The sequence below is a fragment of the Pseudonocardia cypriaca genome, from assembly GCF_006717045.1.
GTDB classification, from domain to species: domain Bacteria; phylum Actinomycetota; class Actinomycetes; order Mycobacteriales; family Pseudonocardiaceae; genus Pseudonocardia; species Pseudonocardia cypriaca.
Genome location: NZ_VFPH01000002.1, coordinates 21,361 through 39,159 on the forward strand (window position 1 = coordinate 21,361; position 17,799 = coordinate 39,159).

The 17,799-nt window shown below is 72.0% G+C and carries 15 protein-coding genes; 11 read left to right on the forward strand and 4 right to left on the reverse strand.

Annotated features, from left to right (window positions below):
• The first annotated feature begins 5 nt into the window (after positions 1 to 5).
• Both FB388_RS17940 and FB388_RS17945 read left to right on the forward strand, forming a co-directional pair.
• A complete protein-coding gene (locus FB388_RS17940; RefSeq protein WP_142103340.1) occupies positions 6 to 1,535 on the forward strand; it encodes a sugar ABC transporter ATP-binding protein in 1,530 nt (509 codons plus the stop codon).
• On the forward strand, positions 1,532 to 2,527 hold the full coding sequence (locus FB388_RS17945) for an ABC transporter permease subunit (protein ID WP_142103342.1): 996 nt from the start codon (positions 1,532 to 1,534) through the stop codon (positions 2,525 to 2,527). The genes FB388_RS17940 and FB388_RS17945 overlap by 4 nt, the downstream gene beginning before the upstream one ends.
• Here FB388_RS17945 and FB388_RS17950 read toward each other — a convergent pair whose 3' ends face one another.
• Together FB388_RS17950 and FB388_RS17955 are read right to left on the reverse strand one after the other, a co-directional pair.
• Complete coding sequence (locus FB388_RS17950) at positions 2,528 to 7,378, reverse strand: HEAT repeat domain-containing protein (protein ID WP_142103344.1); 4,851 nt, start codon at positions 7,376 to 7,378, stop codon at positions 2,528 to 2,530. It abuts the gene before it with no gap.
• Positions 7,379 to 7,629: 251 nt separating this feature from the next.
• A complete protein-coding gene (locus FB388_RS17955) occupies positions 7,630 to 8,079 on the reverse strand; it encodes a hypothetical protein (RefSeq protein WP_142103346.1) in 450 nt (149 codons plus the stop codon).
• Positions 8,080 to 8,255: 176 nt separating this feature from the next.
• Here FB388_RS17955 and FB388_RS17960 point away from each other — a divergent pair, with 176 nt between their 5' ends.
• Both FB388_RS17960 and FB388_RS17965 read left to right on the forward strand, forming a co-directional pair.
• Entirely contained in the window at positions 8,256 to 9,656 is a 1,401-nt protein-coding gene (locus tag FB388_RS17960; protein ID WP_142103348.1) for a DHA2 family efflux MFS transporter permease subunit, read from the forward strand.
• 9 nt (positions 9,657 to 9,665) lie between these two features.
• On the forward strand, positions 9,666 to 10,610 hold the full coding sequence (locus tag FB388_RS17965) for a helix-turn-helix transcriptional regulator (RefSeq protein ID WP_246122154.1): 945 nt from the start codon (positions 9,666 to 9,668) through the stop codon (positions 10,608 to 10,610).
• Here the strand turns inward: FB388_RS17965 and FB388_RS17970 are convergent.
• The gene (locus FB388_RS17970) at positions 10,607 to 11,329 is read right to left on the reverse strand and encodes an SDR family NAD(P)-dependent oxidoreductase (RefSeq protein ID WP_342787919.1); all 723 of its coding nucleotides are present in this window, start codon (positions 11,327 to 11,329) and stop codon (positions 10,607 to 10,609) included. The genes FB388_RS17965 and FB388_RS17970 overlap by 4 nt on opposite strands.
• A gap of 179 nt (positions 11,330 to 11,508) precedes the next feature.
• On the opposite strand from FB388_RS17970, the gene FB388_RS17975 reads away from it, so the two are divergent.
• The gene (locus tag FB388_RS17975; protein ID WP_281290429.1) at positions 11,509 to 12,084 is read left to right on the forward strand and encodes a TetR/AcrR family transcriptional regulator; all 576 of its coding nucleotides are present in this window, start codon (positions 11,509 to 11,511) and stop codon (positions 12,082 to 12,084) included.
• Positions 12,085 to 12,099: 15 nt separating this feature from the next.
• On the forward strand, positions 12,100 to 12,912 hold the full coding sequence (locus FB388_RS17980; protein WP_142106097.1) for an SDR family NAD(P)-dependent oxidoreductase: 813 nt from the start codon (positions 12,100 to 12,102) through the stop codon (positions 12,910 to 12,912).
• Here the strand turns inward: FB388_RS17980 and FB388_RS17985 are convergent.
• Entirely contained in the window at positions 12,893 to 13,684 is a 792-nt protein-coding gene (locus tag FB388_RS17985; RefSeq protein WP_142103350.1) for a class I SAM-dependent methyltransferase, read from the reverse strand. The two genes, FB388_RS17980 and FB388_RS17985, sit on opposite strands and share 20 nt — an antisense overlap.
• 48 nt (positions 13,685 to 13,732) lie before the next feature.
• Between FB388_RS17985 and FB388_RS17990 the strand changes: the two genes are divergently transcribed.
• The 5 genes from FB388_RS17990 (at position 13,733) to FB388_RS18010 (ending at position 17,798) form a co-directional block, all read left to right on the forward strand.
• Positions 13,733 to 14,308, forward strand: coding sequence for a TetR/AcrR family transcriptional regulator (locus FB388_RS17990; RefSeq protein ID WP_142103352.1), 576 nt, complete (start codon positions 13,733 to 13,735; stop codon positions 14,306 to 14,308).
• Positions 14,309 to 14,323: 15 nt separating this feature from the next.
• The gene (locus tag FB388_RS17995) at positions 14,324 to 15,364 is read left to right on the forward strand and encodes an FAD-dependent oxidoreductase (protein WP_142103354.1); all 1,041 of its coding nucleotides are present in this window, start codon (positions 14,324 to 14,326) and stop codon (positions 15,362 to 15,364) included.
• Between the two features lie 113 nt (positions 15,365 to 15,477).
• Positions 15,478 to 15,660 (forward strand): YegP family protein, encoded by a 183-nt coding sequence (locus FB388_RS18000; protein WP_142103356.1) that lies wholly within the window; start codon positions 15,478 to 15,480, stop codon positions 15,658 to 15,660.
• Between the two features lie 222 nt (positions 15,661 to 15,882).
• Complete coding sequence (locus FB388_RS18005) at positions 15,883 to 16,569, forward strand: hypothetical protein (RefSeq protein WP_142103357.1); 687 nt, start codon at positions 15,883 to 15,885, stop codon at positions 16,567 to 16,569.
• A gap of 110 nt (positions 16,570 to 16,679) precedes the next feature.
• Positions 16,680 to 17,798 (forward strand): NDMA-dependent alcohol dehydrogenase, encoded by a 1,119-nt coding sequence (locus FB388_RS18010; RefSeq protein WP_142103358.1) that lies wholly within the window; start codon positions 16,680 to 16,682, stop codon positions 17,796 to 17,798.
• The last annotated feature ends 1 nt before the right edge of the window (position 17,799 follow it).

The window sequence follows — 17,799 nt, forward strand, 5'->3', positions numbered from 1 at the left end:
TCCCCATGAGGTCCCCGGGGCCCGCCCTCGTCGCCATGGAGGGCATCACCAAGTCGTTCGGTGGTGCCCCCGCCCTGCGGGGCGTCGACTTCGACCTGCGCCCCGGCGAGGTCCACGCCCTCATGGGCGAGAACGGCGCGGGCAAGTCGACGCTCATGAAGGTGCTCGCCGGCGTCCACGCCCCGGACGCCGGCACGATCCGGATCGACGGGGAGCCGGTCACGATCTCGTCCCCGATCGAGGCCACCGCACTCGGGATCGCGATCATCCACCAGGAGCTCAACACCGTTCCCGACATGACGGTCGCGGAGAACCTGGCTCTCGGCGCCGAGCCACGCACCCGCTGGGGCGGGCTGGACCGCAGGCGCGTGCTGCGCGACGCCGAGGAGAAGCTGGCCCGGGTGCGGGCCGACGTCGATCCCCGGCTGCCGATGCGGCGGCTGTCCGTCGGCCGCCAGCAGATGGTCGAGATCGCCCGCGCGCTCGCCGAGGACGCCCGGATCCTCGTGCTCGACGAGCCGACCGCCGCGCTGTCCGACCGGGAGGCCCGCCAGCTCTTCGAGCTCATCGACGAGATGCGGGCAGCCGGGATGGGGCTGGTCTACATCAGCCACCGCATGGAGGAGGTCTGGCAGCTCGCCGACCGGGTCACCGTGTTCCGCGACGGCCGCTCGGTCGGCACCAGCGAGAAGGCCGAGATCACCCCGGAGCGGGTGGTCACGCAGATGATCGGGCGCAACGTCGAGGAGCTCTACGTCCACGACGACCGCACTTCCGGCGAGGTCGTGCTCCGGGTCGAAGGCCTCACCGACGGCGCCGGCATCGGCCCCGTGGACCTCGAGCTGCGGGCGGGCGAGGTGGTCGGGATGGTCGGCCTGATCGGCGCAGGCCGCACCGAGATCGCGCGGATGATCTACGGCGCCGACCGCGCCCGCGGCGGCACCGTCGAGCTCGACGGAAGGCCGCTGGACAACCGCTCCCCCGCCGCCAGCATCCGCGACGGCATCGGCCTGCTGCCCGAGAGCCGCAAGGAGCAGGCGCTCTTCCCGCTGATGTCGATCCGCGACAACCTCGTGGCCGCAGCACTCGGCAGCCTCTCCCGGCTGGGCGTGCTGCGCCGGGGCGCCATCGGCGACGCGGCCCGCCGGCAGATGGACGCACTCCGCATCCGGACGGCACCGACCCAGGACGTGGCGCACCTGTCCGGCGGCAACCAGCAGAAGGTGGTGCTCGGCCGCTGGCTCACCGTCGGCCCCCGGGTGCTGATCCTCGACGAGCCCACCCGCGGTGTCGACATTGGCGCGAAGCACGAGATCTACCGGATCATCAACGAGCAGGTCCGCCGCGGCGTCGCCGTGCTCGTGGTCTCCTCCGACCTGCCCGAGGCACTCGGCATCAGCGATCGCGTGCTGGTCGTGCGCGGCGGGCGGATCGTGGCCGAGCTCGACCGCTCGGAGGCCACGGAGGAGGCCGTCATGCTGCACGCCACCGGGGTGGCGGCGGGCAGCAACCAGAACGGAGGCACCCCCGCATGACCCGCACCGCACCGACGGGCACGCCGGCCCTCGAGCCCGCCGAGCGCCCCAGGCGCAGCTTCGGTCAAGTGTGGGACCGCTACGGCATCCTCGTCGTGCTGCTCGCGATGGTCGCCCTCATGGCGGTGATCGCGCCCAACTTCCTCAGCCTCAGCAACGGCTTCAACGTCGCCCGTGCCGTGTCGATCAACGCCGTCCTCGCGGCCGGCATGACGCTCGTGATCCTCACCGGGGGCATCGACCTGTCGGTCGGGTCGGTCATCGGCGTCGCAGGCGTCACGTCGGTGCTGCTGTGGAACGGCGGCGTGCCCGCACTCCTCGCAGTCCTCGGCGGCATCCTGGTCGGCGCCGCCGCCGGGCTGCTCAACGGCCTGCTCGTGGCCTACCTCGCGCTGCCCGCGTTCATCGTGACGCTCGGGGCGCTCACCTACCTGCGCGGCACCGCGTACGCGCTCACCGACGGGCAACCGTTGATCGCCAAGGGCGAACTGGGCTTCCGCCTCCTCGGCAACGGCAACATCGCCGCGATCCCCTCCCCGGTGGTGGTCATGGTGATCACCTACGTCGCCGTGTGGTTCGTCCTCGAACGCACGACGTTCGGCCGGCACATCTACGCCGTCGGCGGCAACGTCGAGGCCGCCCGCCTCGCCGGCATCAAGGTCAAGCGGGTGCTGCTCAAGGTGTACCTGCTCGCCGGGCTCACGGCAGGCCTCGCGGGCGTCATGTTCGCCGCCCGCGTCGAGTCCGGCCAACCCCGCGCGGGCGAGGGCTACGAGCTCGACGCGATCGCCGCGGTCGTCCTCGGCGGCACCTCGCTCTTCGGCGGCCGCGGCCGCATCCACGGCACGTTCGTGGGCGCGCTCATCATCGGCGTCCTCAGCAACGGCCTGGTGCTGATGAACGTGCCGTTCTTCACCCAGCTGATCATCAAGGGCGCGGTCATCATCGTCGCCGTCGGGCTGGACAGCCTGAAGAACTGGCGGTCCGGCTAGTCACCCGCGTCCGGTGACGTCGTCGCCTTCGGTCTCGGCAGCCCCGGCCAGCACCGCGGCGGTGCCGTCGCCGGGCCACAGGAGCGACAAGGCTTTGGTACCGGCCGTTCGCACATCCGGACTGGGGTCGGCGAGACTGTCCTCGAGCAGTGCGCGCGTGCGAGCATCTGGCCAGTGTCGGGCCATCGCCTGCACTCCACCGACCCGTGCACGCTCGTCGGGATCGGCGGTGGCAAGAGACGTGATGATGTCGCGGCTCGCGGTGTCGGGCCACCGCCACGCCATTGCTCGTGCCGCCGCTGCGCGGAGAGTTGCGCTCGCATCGGAGCTGGTCGCGAGATCGGTCAGTAAGGCCCGGGTCTCGTGATCAGGCCAGATCTGTGCGACCGCGTCCGCGATGTCGCGCTCGTACTGCTCGTCGGTACAGCCCACGGCGAGTGAGTCCACGAGGGCGCGCCGCGTCTCGGGGTGGTTCGGCCATCCCCTGACCAGGGCGCGGACGGCGACCCCGCGCACATCTGCATCATCGTCGAACACGACCTGCGCCGCCAAGATCTCTCGCGTCGCATCGTCGGGCCAGTAGCGGAGGAGACTCTGCAGTGCCTCTTCACGCAGGTCCTCATCGGCGTCGAAGACGGCGCGGTCGACGACGACGGCCCGGGTCACGCGGTCGGACCGCAGCCGGACGAGTGCGCTCAGCGCCGCTCGCCGGACATCGGCGTCGATATCGGAGACGGCGCGCTCGGCCAGCAGCTCAGTGGTTGTCGCATCCGGCCAGTTCCCGGCCAGCACCTCGACCGCTTCCTTCCGAGAACGCTGGTTGCGGCTCCCGACGATGATCTCGATGAGCTCGCGGCATTCGTCGTCGTGCCACATCGCGGCGAGGTGGTCGAGCAGGCCGGACCGGATGTCCTCGTCCGGCCGGTCCCGCAGGCGGTCGCTGATGAGTTCTCGGGTGTCCGTTCCCGGCCACGCCCACGCGAGTATCGCCATGGCGAGGTTGCGGACCTTGGCGTCGAGATCGACTTCGGCGAGCTCGAGCATGAGCCGGCGTCCGTCGTCTCCGAGACCGGACAGCAGGAACACCGCTTCGACGGCCCGTTCGCGGACGTCCGCGTCGGGGTCGTTCCGGGCGACCTCGCGGGCGAGGCGACAGCTGTCGGCATCCGGCCAGCACCGGATCACGGCCTCCAAAGCCGCCCGGCGAACGTCGGCGGCCGCGTCCCGGGCGAGCATGCCGGTCAGTACGGTCCGCGTCTCGGCGTCGGGCCACCGGCGCACCAACACCTTTGCAGCCGCTTCGCGGACGTTCCCTGTGTCGTCCTCACTGGTCCGGCGAACGAGCAGACGCCGTGTGTCCCCGTCGGGCCATCCGGCGGCCAATGCGTGGATGCAGAGCTCACGCACGTCCGCGTCGGGGTCGCTCACGGCGGCTCGGCCGATCAGCTCACAGCTCGTGGGGTCCGGCCAGGCAGAGGAGAGGTCTGCACAGGCCTCGAAACGGACATCCTCATGCGGATCGCTCGCGGCCAGTTCGAGAACGAGCGCCCGGACCTCGTCGTCAGGCCACCGCTCGGCCAGGGCACACAGGGCGTAGGCACGGACGTCCTCGTTGTCGTCGCGCGCTGACCGCAGGAGCAGCGCTCTGGTCGCGGCGTCCGGCCATCCGAACAGCAGTGTGGTCAGCGCACCGATGCGGTTGTCCTCGTTCTCGTCGGCGTGGGCGTGGTCGGTGAGCAGGGACCGGGCCCGCTCGTCGGGCCAGCCCTTGACGGCGGCATGGAGGGCTGAGTGGCGGACCCGGTTGTCGGGATCAGTGAGTGCCCGCTCGATCAGGGCAGCACGCACGCGGTCATCTCGCCACCGTTCGCCCAGCGCGTCGACAACAGATTGACGCACGGTCCACTCGGCGTCGACCGCCCCCCGGTCGAGCAGCAGCGTCAGGGTGTCCTCGTCGGGCCACACCCGCGCGAGAGTGCCCACAGCTGCCGTGCGAACCGCGTTGTCCGGGTCGCTGCGCACTGCGGAGATCAGGAGGCGTCGCGTGCCCTCGTCGGACCACGACGCGGCGAGCGCGTCGAGCGCGATGCGCCGGATGTCCTCGTTCGGGTCGGTGGTGGCGGCGACCGCAAGAACGCGGCTGGCTTCGTCGGGCCACAGGCGGAGGGCGTGTTCGAGCGCGGTTTCCCGCACGTCCTCGGAGAGGTCGGTCGTGGCCCGGTCGTTCAGGACCGCTCTGGCTTGTTCGTCCGGCCATCCCTCGGCGAGTGATTCGAGGGCGGCGGTGCGAACGTCCGAGCTCAGGTCGGCAGACGCGCCGCTCTCGACGAGCATTCGGGTCCGGTCGTCCGGCCAGGTCTGCGCGAGCGACTTCAGCGCCGCTACTCGGACCGCATCGTCGGTGTCGGCTGTCGATCTCTCGATGATCATTCGTCGCGCGGTGTCGCCCGGCCACTTCTGCGCGAGGAGTTCGACCGCGTGACTGCGGACGTCCGCGCTCGGATCGTTCCCGGCTCGAACCAGTGTGAGGGACCGCGAGACGTCGTCGGGCCAGGTGCCGGCCAACGCGGTCAACGCAGCTTGGCGAACCTCGGACTGGCGGTCGCTCGCGGCGCTGGCCTCGACGATGCCCCGCGTCACGTCAGCGGGCCATTGGGCGGCCAGCGCCATCAGGGCAGCAGCTCGGACCTCGGACGCAGGGTCGAGAGCCAGCCGATCGGTGAGTAGCGTCCGCGTGCCGTCATCCGGCCATCCCGCAGCGCATTCGACTGCAGTCAGGCGGACGGAGTCGTCGCGATCGACGGTGGCTCGCTCGGTGATGAGGTGACGGATGCCGACCCCTTCCGGATCCCGGGCGAGCGCGGTGATCGCGGCATTCCGGATCTCATCGCGTTCCGCAGCGACGACCAATCGTCGCAAGGACTCGTGCCCGGCGCCTCCCGTCCAGGAGCGGTAGAGACTGTCGAAGGCTGCGACGTCCGCCGGCCAGTACTCCAGGACGATGCGCCGCTCGAGGATCGAACGGAGTGCGGCATCGCCGGGAAACTGGATCGCCGCGATCTCCGTGGAGAGGTTCGCGAAGGCGCGGATCGTTCCCCCACGTACGAACGCGCCCTTGTAGAGGACGCCCGGCAAGTATGCGCGGGGTGAGCGCCCGAACCAGTCGAGGTAGGCGCGAGTGGCAAGCTGCGCACCCACCTCGCGGAGCGCCGGCATCGCCTGTTCGACAACGGTCGGGTCGCCGTCGATGCTCTCGACTGTGGATCCGTCGAGGCGGATCGCACTCACCAGTTCGATGAGACGAGCGACGATGCGCTGCCCTTGTTCCGGGAGCCGTGCAGGGTTGCGTGCCTCGGCCAGGCAGCGGAGTGCGAGCAACCAGTGGCGGCCCCCGCCGTCGTCGGCGAACCTGGCCTGCGGCGTCTCGTCGAGGGCGAGCAGGCGGTCGATGATCATGGCGAGGAAGCGGTCGTGGATCATGCCAGCGACGAGCAGGAGGACTTCCTGCCACGCCGGATCGGTGGCGTTCTGCGCGAAAACGTCGGTGACGAGCTCGGCGGCGGTGAGTTCACGCGTCTCCTTGAAGCGGTACACGATCTCGTCCGCGCAGCAGTACTCCAGGAAGGCGCGGTGCACGAACCCGTACAGCCCCGGGCCGAACCGCGAGAGGATGAAGTTCCGGTCGCGGAACTGTTCGAGCATCGCCTTGGCCACGACTTTCGCCTGCGCGGGCGGCTGCGGGTAGCGCTCCTGCAGGTAGTCCTGGAATTCCGTGAGCAGCTCGTCGCGGTGGATGTGGTTGCCGGCCACCCCGTCCCGACCACCCTGCATTCGGCGCGCGATCCGGCGCAACAGCTCCCGCTTGTCTTCCTCGTCGATGTAGTCCATGTCGAGCCGGGTGTCGCGCACCGCGCGGTTGAGGTCCCAGTGCTGGGTCAGCACCTCCACGGCGTGCTGGTAGACGCGGTGCCGTTCCTTGGGGAGCTCCCGACGGCGACCGATCACGGCGAGGATCGTCAACAGCATCGGGTTCCCGGCGAGATCGCGGGCCGACGGCGAGCGTTCCAGCGCTGCGAGCAGCCGGGACGTCCGGTCACGGGCGCCATCGGCGTCGCCACGCGCCGCGATCGCGTACCAGCGCTCGACGAACGCGGCGATCTCACCGTCGTCGAGGTCCTGCAGCGTGTGGAGGCTGAACCCGGCGCTGTCGAGCAGCTGCCTCCGGTACCCGATCACGCGGGACGTCACGACGATCCGGGCCAGCGGAAACTGCCGGGCGAAGGCAACGATCCGCTGCGTCGTGTCCTCCCGCTGGGCGGGGTCGAACATCTCGTCGAGCCCGTCGAACATCACGACCGCCCGGCCGTCGCCCGTCAGGTACGCCTGCAGAGCATCGCGCGGCAACCCCAGGCCCTGCTGGGTGTACAGGTAGTCGAGGAAGTCCAGCAGCGTGCCGTCGGACCATCGCCCGGTGCGCCAGCCCAGGCTCGCGTAGGAGCGCAGTTCCACGACGACGGGCAGGTGCCCGGCGAGCGCGACCAGCTCCCCCGGAACTGCCTCCCCGGCGAGCGATAGTGCGACGTACCGCAGCAGCGACGACTTGCCCGCGCCTGGATCACCGAGGAGCACCACGTGGCGGTGGCGCGGATCGCCCAGCAGCTCCGCGACGGGCCGAGGCGTCTCCGCGGTGTGGGCCTCCCGGGCTTTCGCGAGCAAATCGCGATCGTGCTGGTCGAACTCGGCGGGCAGCTCGTCACCGGTCAGCTCCCCGGCCTCCACGAGGCGGCGCCGCAGGTCACGCGGGAGCTCGACCGGCGGTGGGTCGGCGCGAACCCGCTGCGGTACGAACACCTGGCGCAGCAGGATCGGAACGTGATCCTCGTCGGTGTCCGGGGTGAGCGCGGTCAGGTCCAGGACGCGGTAGCGGGCGACGAGGGCGTCGAGATAACTCTTCCGAGTTGCGAGGTCGAGGACGCGGCTGGGAGCGCGGCCGTCGTTGACGACGACGCTGATGTCCCGGCCGGCATAGACGCCGCGGAGGGCGACGCCTCCGATGGTCGCCGCCGGATCGCCCTTGCCGGACGCGGTGGGAGCGGGCTGTCCTACCGCGGTGAGGGGTCCTGGCTACCGCCTGCGCGGACGTCGTCCACGGAGATCCCGCCCGAGACGTGCGCTCCCCGGATGCGGACCCCATCGCCGGTCGAAGTGACGGTGCCGATCTTGATGAATGCGGCCCGCACGTCGTTGAGGTCCACACCGATGGCCGCTGCGGCTGCGGTGTCGTGTTCGGCGACCGCATCGGTGACCGCACGTGCCGCCGCGAGCAGCTCGTCGTCGACGGGCTCGTCCGCATCAGCGAGGTCTTCGCGTAGCGCGGTCTGCTGTGCTGTGGACGCTGGACGTCGCTCGACTCCCGACACGTCGACCGACCGGCGCGCGAGCAGGCGCTTCAACGCCGTGTAGGCATCCTTCACGGCCGTTGTCGCCGTGTCGGTCAACCCGGCGGATGCTCCGAGCGCCACCGCCGTCACGATCAAGGTCACCGGATCCACGGGCAGGATCCTGGCCGTCCCCCCGCGGCAGGTCAACGGGACCGGCAGAGGGAGCAGACAAGAAGCAGACAGGAACGCCCACGCTGACTCTCATTGGATCGTGCAGATGCCGATGTCGATCCGCTGCCCTCCCGATTGTCGTCATGACGTCACCGTCCACAACGGGAGGAACGATCATGGCGCACCGCAGGACGTGGGTGCTGGCGCTGGCCGCCGTCGCATCCTTGATGACCGCCCTGGACGCGCTCGTCGTGTCCGCCTCGCTCACCACAATCCAGGCCGATCTCGGCGCCACTGCCGAGCAGCTGGAGTGGACCGTCAACGGCTACAACCTCGTGATGGCCGTGCTGCTGATGCCTGCGGCCGCCTTGGGCGACCGGTACGGGCGGCGCCGCATGTTCGCGGCCGGGATCGCCCTGTTCACCGTTGCGTCGGCCGCGTGCGCTGCGGCGCCGGACGTCGTCGTCCTCGTCCTCGCCAGGGCCCTGCAGGGCGCGGGCGCCGCGTTCGTCAGCGCCCTCGCAATGACGCTGGTGAGCGCCGCCTACCCGCCGGAGCGGCGGGGCAGCGCGATCGGGTTGCTGCAGGGCGGCTCCGGCATCGCCGTGCTGGCCGGGCCCGGCCTCGGTGGCGCGATCACCCACGCCATCGGCTGGGAGTTCGTCTTCTGGCTCAACGTCCCGATCGGCCTCGCCGTGCTGCCCCTGATCCTCCTGAAGTGCAACGAGAGCCGCGGCGCCGACACCGCGCTGGACGTGCGCGGGCTGGTCCTCGTCGTCGCTGCCGTGCTCGGCCTCGTCTGGGCGCTCGCCCGCGGCAACGCGGTCGGCTGGACGAGCGCGGAAGTGCTCTGCGCGTTCGCGGTGGGCGGTGCAGCGCTGGTGGCGTTCGTCGCGTGGGAGCGGCGGGCGGCCGAGCCGATGTTCCCGATGCGGCTGCTGCGCTGCCCCGGGTTCGTCGCGGGCAACGTCGCCACGATCGGGCTCTTCGCGTCGATCTTCGGCGGGCTCTTCTTCTACGCGCAGCTGCTGCAGACCGGCCTCGGTCTCACCCCGCTGCAGGCCGGGCTCGGCCTCGTGCCGTGGACGTCGACGCTGATCGTGCTGGGTCCGCTCGCCGGACGGCTCGCCGACCGCATCGGGAACCGGCCCTTGATCGTCGCCGGGCTGCTGACCATCGCGGCGGGGATCGCCTGGACGGTGCTGGTGGCGCGCCCGGGGATGCCCTACGCCGAGCTCGTCGTCCCGTTCCTGGTGACGAGCATCGGTGGGTCGATGTCGCTGGCCCCCACCGCCAACGCCGTGCTCGGCGCCGTCGCGGCCGGCGACATCGGCAAGGCGTCGGGCGTCAACGCGATGCTGCGCGAGCTGGGCGGCGTGCTCGGGCTGGCGGTGTTCGTGGCCGTCTTCACCGGCACCGGCAGCTACGCCTCCCCCGCGGCGTTCGTCGACGGCTTCGGCCCGGCCATGGGCACCTGCGCGGCCTTCGTCGCCCTGAGCGCGGCGGCCGTGGCGCTGCGGCGGCGGCGACCGAACACGAGCGTGACCACGGTTGCCGCCGAACCCGCCGTGCCGTAGAGATCCGACGTGACCCTCTCGACCCCGGCGCGGCTGCTCCGCCTGCTCAGCCTCCTGCAGGGCAGGCGCGAGTGGGCCGGCACCGAGCTCGCCGAGCGCCTCGGGGTCACCGACCGGACGGTGCGCCGCGACGTCGGCAGGCTGCGCGAGCTCGGCTACCCGGTCGAGGGCACCACCGGCACCGCAGGCGGCTACCGCCTCGCCTCCGGCGAGGACCTGCCACCCCTCCTGCTCGACGACGACGAGGCGGTCGCGATCGCCACGAGCCTGCTCGGCACGCTCGGCGACGGGGAGACCGCGGGCCGGGCGCTCGCCAAGCTCACGCAGGTGATGCCGGGCCGGCTGCGGCGACGGGTGAGCGCCGTCGGCGAGTCCGTCGTGTCGGTGCCCGACCACCGCGGCGCGCGGATCGACCCCGGGGTGCTCGCGGTGCTCGCGGCGGCGGTGCGCGACCGTGAGATCGTCCGGTTCGCCTACCGCCGCCGCGACGACACCATGACCGAGCGGCGGGTGGAACCGCACCACGTGGTGGCGTCCCACGGCCTCTGGTACCTGATCGCGTTCGACACCCGGGCGGACGACTGGCGGACGTTCCGGGTGGACCGCATCGACCGTCCCGAGTCGGTGCGGCTGCGGTTCACGCCACGCGACCTGCCCGCGGGCGACCCGGCCGAGCACGTCCGACGGACGATCGCCTCGACGCCCTACCGGTACGCCGTGCGCGCCACCGTGCCGGAGCCGGCCGAGGCCGTGCGTTCCCGGCTGCCGATGGCGATCCCCGGCAGGATCCAGCCGATCGACGAGGCGTCGTGCACGGTGGCGCTGGGTGCCGAGTCGTTCGAGCTCCTCGTGCGCGACGTGGTCGCGCTGGGGCCCGGGGCGCGGCTGGAGGGCTCGCCCGAGGTGCTGGCGCGCCTGCGGGACGTGGGCCGCTGGCTCGCCGAGCAGGGTTAGGCGGGGGCGCCGACGGCCGGGAAGTCGGCGGCACGGCTCAGGTCGGCCCACCGGCGGGCCTCCGCGGTCCGCTCCTCCGCAGAGCGCACGGCCAGGTCGACGGCGGTGGCACCCAGCAGCAGGCGCAGCGGCGGGTCGTCCATCGCCACCACGTCGAGGATGATCTTCGCGGCGCGCGCCGGGTCGCCCGGCCAGCCGGCCGCGGTGGCCTCCCGCATGCGGTTCACCTCGCCGACCGTCGCCTCGTAGTCCGGCCCGACCTCGGCACGGACCATCGAGGTGGTGCTCCACTCGGTGCGGAACGGCCCCGGCTCCACGATGACCACCCGGATACCGAGCGGCCGCACCTCGGCGTCGAGCACCTCGGAGAAGCCCTCCACCCCGAACTTGGCGGTCTGGTAGGCGCCCATGCCGGGCGTGCCGCCGACTCGCCCGCCGATCGAGGAGAACTGCACGATGTGCCCGGAGCGCTGCGCGCGCAGCACGGGCAGTGCGGCCCGGGTGACGTTGACGACGCCGAACAGGTTGGCCTCGATCTGCGCCCGGAAGTCGTCGTCGGCCATCTCCTCGATCGGTGCGCTGTTGGCGTACCCGGCGTTGTTGACCACCACGTCCAGGCGGCCGAACTCGCGCACGGCCGTGTCGACGGCCTGCCGAGCCGCCGCCGCGTCGGTGACGTCGAGCGCCACCGTGCGCACCCGTTCGCCGTAGGTCGCCACCAGCTCGCCAGGTCGGCGGGTCGCCGCGCCGTGGCCACCAGGTTCTCCCCGGCGTCGAGCACCGCATCGGCCAACTCCCGGCCGAACCCCCGGGAACTGCCGGTGATGAGCCAGGTCCTCGGCATCGCCGTCATCGCTCCACTCCTCTGCTCCACGAAGCTAAGTCTACACTCGTATACATGATGGGGTCCCACGAACGGCCGGCCCGCCGGCGCGACGCCGCCGCCACGCGGGAGGCGATCCTGCGCGCGGCGCTGGTCGCCTTCACGCGTCACGGCTACGACGGGGTGGGCGTGCGGGAGATCGCCAACGCGGCCGGGGTGACCGCGATGCTGGTGAACCGCTACTTCGGCTCGAAGGAGCGGCTGTTCGCCGAGGTCGTCGAGGTGGCCTTCGCGCAGCGCACGCTGATCGCCGACGACGTGGCGTCATTGAGCCGGTTCGCCGCTGGCGCACTGGTGGCCGCCGAACCGCGATCGGTGGACGGCTTCCTGTTGATGCTGCGCTCGGTGGCCAACCCCCGCGCCGCCGAGATACTCCGAGCCGCCATCGACGCCCACTTCCAGCGCCCGCTGCAGGCGCTGCTGCCCGGTGCACAGGCACCCGAGCGCGCCGCGCTGTTCCTGTCCGTGCTGGCAGGCGTTCGGCTCATGCAGCAGGTGCTGGACAACCCGGCACTCGCCACGACGGATGCGAGCGCACTGGAAGGGCGCCTGGAGTCGCTGTTCCGGCAGCTGGTCGACCCGCCCGGGTAGCCTCGGGCCGTGCTCATGATCCTCGTGACCGGCGCAACCGACGGGCTCGGCCGGTACATCACAACGGAGCTCACGAAGGCCGGTCACCGGGTGCTGGCACACGGCCGGAACCCGGAGCGGCTACGCGCGCTGCACGACGAGCTGGGCGTGGACACGGTGCAGGCCGACCTCGGCGAGCTGCGGCAGGTGGACCGGCTCGCGGACGAGGTGCTGCAGCGGCTCGACCACCTCGACGTCCTCGTCAACAACGCAGGCGTGGGCGCAGGCGCCGACCAGACCCGGCGGGAGGAGAGCGCCGACGGGATCGAGCTGCGCTTCGCCGTGAACTACCTGGCCGGCTACCACCTGGCGCGCCGGCTCGTGCCCCTGCTGGTCGCCTCGGCCCCGGCGCGGATCGTCAACGTCGCCTCCATCGGGCAGGAGGCGATCGACTTCGCCGATCCGCTCCTCGAACGCACCTACAACGGCATGCGGGCCTACCGGCAGAGCAAGCTCGCCCAGATCATGGCGACCATCGACCTGGCCACCGAGCTGAAGGACACCGGCGTCACCGCCAACGCCCTCCACCCGGCCACGCTCATGCCCACCACCATGGTCAACGAGGGATGGCCCGGCGTGTCGATGAGCACGCTGGAGGAGGGCGGCACCGCGACGCTGCGCCTCATCCTCGACGAGGCGCTGGCCACCACCACGGGCCGCTACTTCGACAGCAACACCCCCGACCCCGTCGACCCGAACCCCCAAGCGAGCGACGCCGAAGCGCGCCGGCAGCTGCGGGAGCTCTCCGACCGGCTGGTGGAGACCGCGCTCATCGACGCACGGCGGTGACCACGACAGCGGTGTAGTGCATCGTGAAGCCACCGCCCACCGCGTCCACCGCGGCACCGACGCCGGCCAGCAGCTCGTCCCGTACCGCCGCGGGGAACAGGTGGTGCCCGCCCGAGGTGGGCACCACCTCCAGCCACTCGTCACGGGTGTAGGTCCGGTCCCAGTCGAACCGCCACTGCTCGGGCTCGCCGAACCCGCCCGCCTGCCGCATCCCGTCGGTCGCCTTCGTGAAGAACGCCGAGTAGGCGTCCAGTCCGGGCATCGCCCCCTCGGCGAACGGCGAGTCGGGCAGCACCCGCCGGTAGACGGCGGAGAAGGCATCCCGCAGGTCGGGCGGTGGCTGGAACACGTACCAGAACGGGGCGAGCCGCCCGCCCGGCCGCAGCGCCTGCGCCGCCTTCGCCGCACCCGCGACCGGGTCCACCCAGTGCCAGGCCATCCCCGCGACCACCGCGTCGAAGGACCGGCCTACCGGGTCCCAGTCCTCGAACGTCGACACCTCGACCTCGGTGCCGTGCCGGCGGGCCCACTCGGCCATCCGCGCGTCCGGCTCGACGCCCAGCACCGCGCATCCCGCCGCCTGGAACTGCCGGGCGGCGATGCCGGTGCCGCAGCCGACGTCGAGGACCTCCCGCCCGAGGCAGGCGGCGACGATCCGCTCGACCAGTGCGTCGGGGTAACGGGGTCGCGCGCGGTCGTAGCGGCCGGGGTCCGCTCCGAACGACTCGGCGACGCGGCGGGCCTCGTGCGGCTCCGAAGGTAGAGTGGGCATGCGCCCATTCTAGTGGGCACGTGCCCACTCGCCATGAGGAGAGCCGGTATGCCGACCGGAGTGGCCCTGCGCGACGCGCGCGAGCAGCTCTTCGCCGCCGCCGAGCGCGTCCTGCTGCGCGATGGACCGAACGGGCTGACCAGCCGGTCGGTCACCGCCGAGGCGGGCGTCGCCAAGGGCGTGCTGCACCGGCACTTCCCCGACTTCGACGCGTTCCTCGCCGAACTGGTCCTCGATCGCATCGGCCGCCTCGACGAGCTCGCGCTCCGCGAGGCCGCCGGCACGGGCAGCGTCACCGACAACCTCACGGCCGCGTTGACCGACGTGTTCGGACCGGTCGCCGTGGCGATCGTCGGCCTCGTCACCTTCCGCGACGGCCTGCGCGCGCGGCTGCGCCAGGCCGGGCTACCAGGCATCCCCCTGCTCGCACAGGCCGCGGCCCTGATCGCCGCCTACCTCGCCGCGGAGCGCGACCTCGGCCGCATCGCGGCCGACGCCGACCCCGACACCATCGCGCTCACCCTGATCGGCAGCGCGCACCTGCTGTTCGCCGGCCGCGACGATCCGCCGCCGGCCGACGAGATCCGGAGGATCGTCGCCGCGGTCGTCACACCGGCCGGATGACGACATGATGGCCGGGTGATCCACGTCGTGGGAGCCGGCATCGCGGGGTCGGCGGCTGCGCTCGCGCTGCACGCGGTGGGCGCGGACGTCGCGGTCCACGAGGCGCATCCCGACGCGTCGACCGATGCGGGCGCCTTCCTCACGCTCGCGGAGAACGGGATGCGCGCGCTCCAGGCGATCGGAGTGGACGAGGCGGTCCGGCGGGCCAGTGCGCCGCTGCGCTCCATGCGCGTCACCGACGGATCAGGCACCGAGCTCGCGAGCCGCCCGCTCGGCGAGCCCGGCGGTCCCGGCTACCGCTACCTCACCCGCGCCCGCCTGTGCGCGGTGCTGCAGGACGAGGTCCGTCGTCGCGGGATCCCGCTGCACCACGGCGAGCGGCTCGTCGCGACCGCAGGCGAGGACGGCCGGGCCGTCGCCGTCCTCGCCGACGGCACCCGCCTCAGCGGCGACCTCCTGATCGGCGCCGACGGGCTCCGGTCGGTCGTGCGCACGCAACTGGACCCCGATGCCGCCCCGCCCCGCTACGTCGGATCCCAGATCTTCTACGGCACCGCGCCCGGCACTCCCCCCGGCACGTCCACCGACCGCATGCAGTTCGTCCGCAGCACCGCGACCGGCTCCGTCGCCTTCGGGTTCATCGCCACCGAACACGCGGAGACCTGGTGGTTCGCCCGGGTGAAGGGCCCCGAACTGACCCCGGACCAGCTGGCCGCCGGCACGACCGAGCGCTGGGTCGCTCTCCTCTCGGACGCGCTGAGCGCGGAACCCGGCCCGCGGGCGATCGTCCGCGCCGCCGATCGCGTGCTGGTCACGAACGCCTACGACCTCGCCGACGTGCGCATGTGGCACCGGGACCACACGATGATCATCGGCGACGCCGCCCACGCGGCGTCGCCCGCCACCGGCCAGGGCGCGTCCATGGCCCTCGAGGACGCGGTCGCGTTGGCCGAGGCGATCCGCGACGAGGACCGGATCGACGCCGCTCTCGCCGCATACGAGGAACGACGCCGCGGACCGGTGGAGGCCAACACCGCGGCGAGCGCCCGGATGTGAGGAGCGCGATCCCCCGTCCGGGTCCGGCGCGTCGCCGAGCTCCTCCGGCCCGGGCCACTACCTTCCGCGTCGCTGGAGTCACGCAACGTGACGCCGCGACGAAGGGGACGACGATGGCGGGCAAGTTCGAGGTGTACAAGGACCGCGGCGGCAAGTACCGGTTCCGGCTGAAGGCCTCCAACGGCCAGGTCGTCGCCACCGGCGAGGCCTACGAGACGAGGGCGGCCGCGCTGAAGGGGTGTGAGTCGGTGCAGCGGGCCGCCGAGGGCGCCCCGATCGTCGAAACGGAGTCCTGACCGCTACTCCGCAGCGACGGCGCCCACCTCGAGCGGGCCACGGCGATGTCCACGCTGCGGCTACGCCACACGCGCTCGACGTACGGCGAGGCCGACGGGCGGGTGCTCGGTCTCCAGCGGCACGGCCGCGATCCTGCCGGATGCCACGAAGGCTCGTCGGCCGAACGTATCAACGCGCTCCCCACCGGCCTCTCGACAACCAGACCGGGGTGGAGGTGGCTCGTGATCGACGGAGGAGTGATCGCCGCGTACCTCGCGGCTGCGGCGGCTCGGGGAGGTCGGCGGCTGGTGGACCGGGCCATCGACGGGGCGCTCGACCGGCTGACCGACAGCGTGGCGCGCAGGCTCGGCCCGCGCCCCGGGGCGGACCTGGCACGGGACCCGTACGACAGCGCCACGCTCGCCGAGGTGTCGCGGGCGATCGACGGGGTGGCCCGTCGCGACGTGGGGTTCGCGCGCGAGCTGACCGCGCTGCGCCACCAGCTCGACAGCCTCGGGGGTGTTCACCTGGTCAACCAGGTGCAGGCCCGTAGCAACGTCCAGGCGTTCGGCGGCAACGCAGCAGGCCGGGACTACTACGAGGGCGACCGCTACGAGAGCACCAACGACTACGACCCCGGCGACGAGCTGGTGTCCGGCCAGGGGCCTGGCCGGGCGCTGGCCTGGGTCGGTCTGCTGGTCGCGCTCGGCGGCTTCGCCGGCTGGATGTACGTGATCTTCAGCGGGTTCGGTGGGGACCTGAGCAGCCCGCTCGACCTGGAGCTCGTCGACGGCGTACCGCTCGCCCCCGCGGCGTTCGGCGCGTTCCTGGTGGGCGGGCTGCTGTACGGCCTCGGTGCCACGATGTCCAAGGCGGCCCGCAAGCGCGAGCAGGAGCGGCTCCGGCGCGCCGAGAGGCGTCGCCGCTGACCCGTACGACGCATGTCGTAACCGCGCGCCGCCATGCGTCGATCGCTCCGGTCGCCCGATCTCTCTAGCGTCGCTGACGAGATCACCCGGTCAGCGACGACGGGAGCCCCATGCGCACCAAGGCAGCGATCATCCGCGAGACCGGCAAACCGTGGGAGCTGGTGGAGCTCGAGCTCGACGAGCCGCGCGCGGGTGAGGTGCGCATCAAGTTCGCGGTGTCCGGGATGTGCCACTCCGACGAGCACCTGCGCACCGGGGACGCGCGGTGCCGGTTGCCGATCGTGGGCGGGCACGAGGGCGCGGGCGTCGTCGAGGCGGTCGGCCCGGACGTGACGCGGGTGCAGCCCGGCGACCACGTCGTGTGCTCCTTCATCCCGGCCTGCGGCACGTGCCGCTACTGCTCATCGGGCCGGCAGAACCTGTGCGACCAGGGCGCGCAGATGGTCACCGGGATGCTCGGGGACGGCACGTTCCGGTTCCACGACGACCGCGGCGAGGACCTCGGCGGGTTCTGCATGCTCGGCACGTTCTCGCAGCGCGCGGTGGTGTCCCAGGCGTCCTGCGTGAAGATCGACGACGACATCCCGTTCGAGGTCGCGGCGCTCACCGGTTGCGGGGTGCCGACCGGTTGGGGCTCGTCGGTCTACGCGGCCGGGGTGCGGCCCGGCGACACGGTCGTGATCTTCGGCATCGGCGGGGTCGGGTCCAACGCCGTGCAGGGCGCGTGCCACGCGGGCGCGAAGCACGTCGTTGCGGTGGATCCGGTCCCGTTCAAGCGGGAGAAGGCGCTGGAGTTCGGTGCCACCCACGCGTTCGCCGACGCCGAGGAGGCGCACGAGGCCGTCGTCGACCTCACTCGTGGACAGCTGGCCGACCACGCCATCTGCACCGTCGGCGTGCTCACGTCGGAGGTGGTGTCGCAGGCGGCCGCGATCGTCGGGAAGGGCGGGCAGGTCACGGTCACCTCGGTCGGCCGCAGCACCGACACGCAGGTGCAGCTCGCCGCCAACGGAACTGTGGTGGGCTACCAGCGGCGGATCCAGGGCCACGTCTTCGGCATGTGCAACCCGCTGCTCGACATCCCGCGGCTGCTCGACCTCTACCGGGCGGGCCGGCTGAAACTCGACGAGCTGATCACCCGCAGGTACGGCCTCGACGAGATCAACCAGGGGTACCAGGACCTGGATGACGGCAAGCTCATCCGCGGCATCCTCGTGCACGAGGACTGAC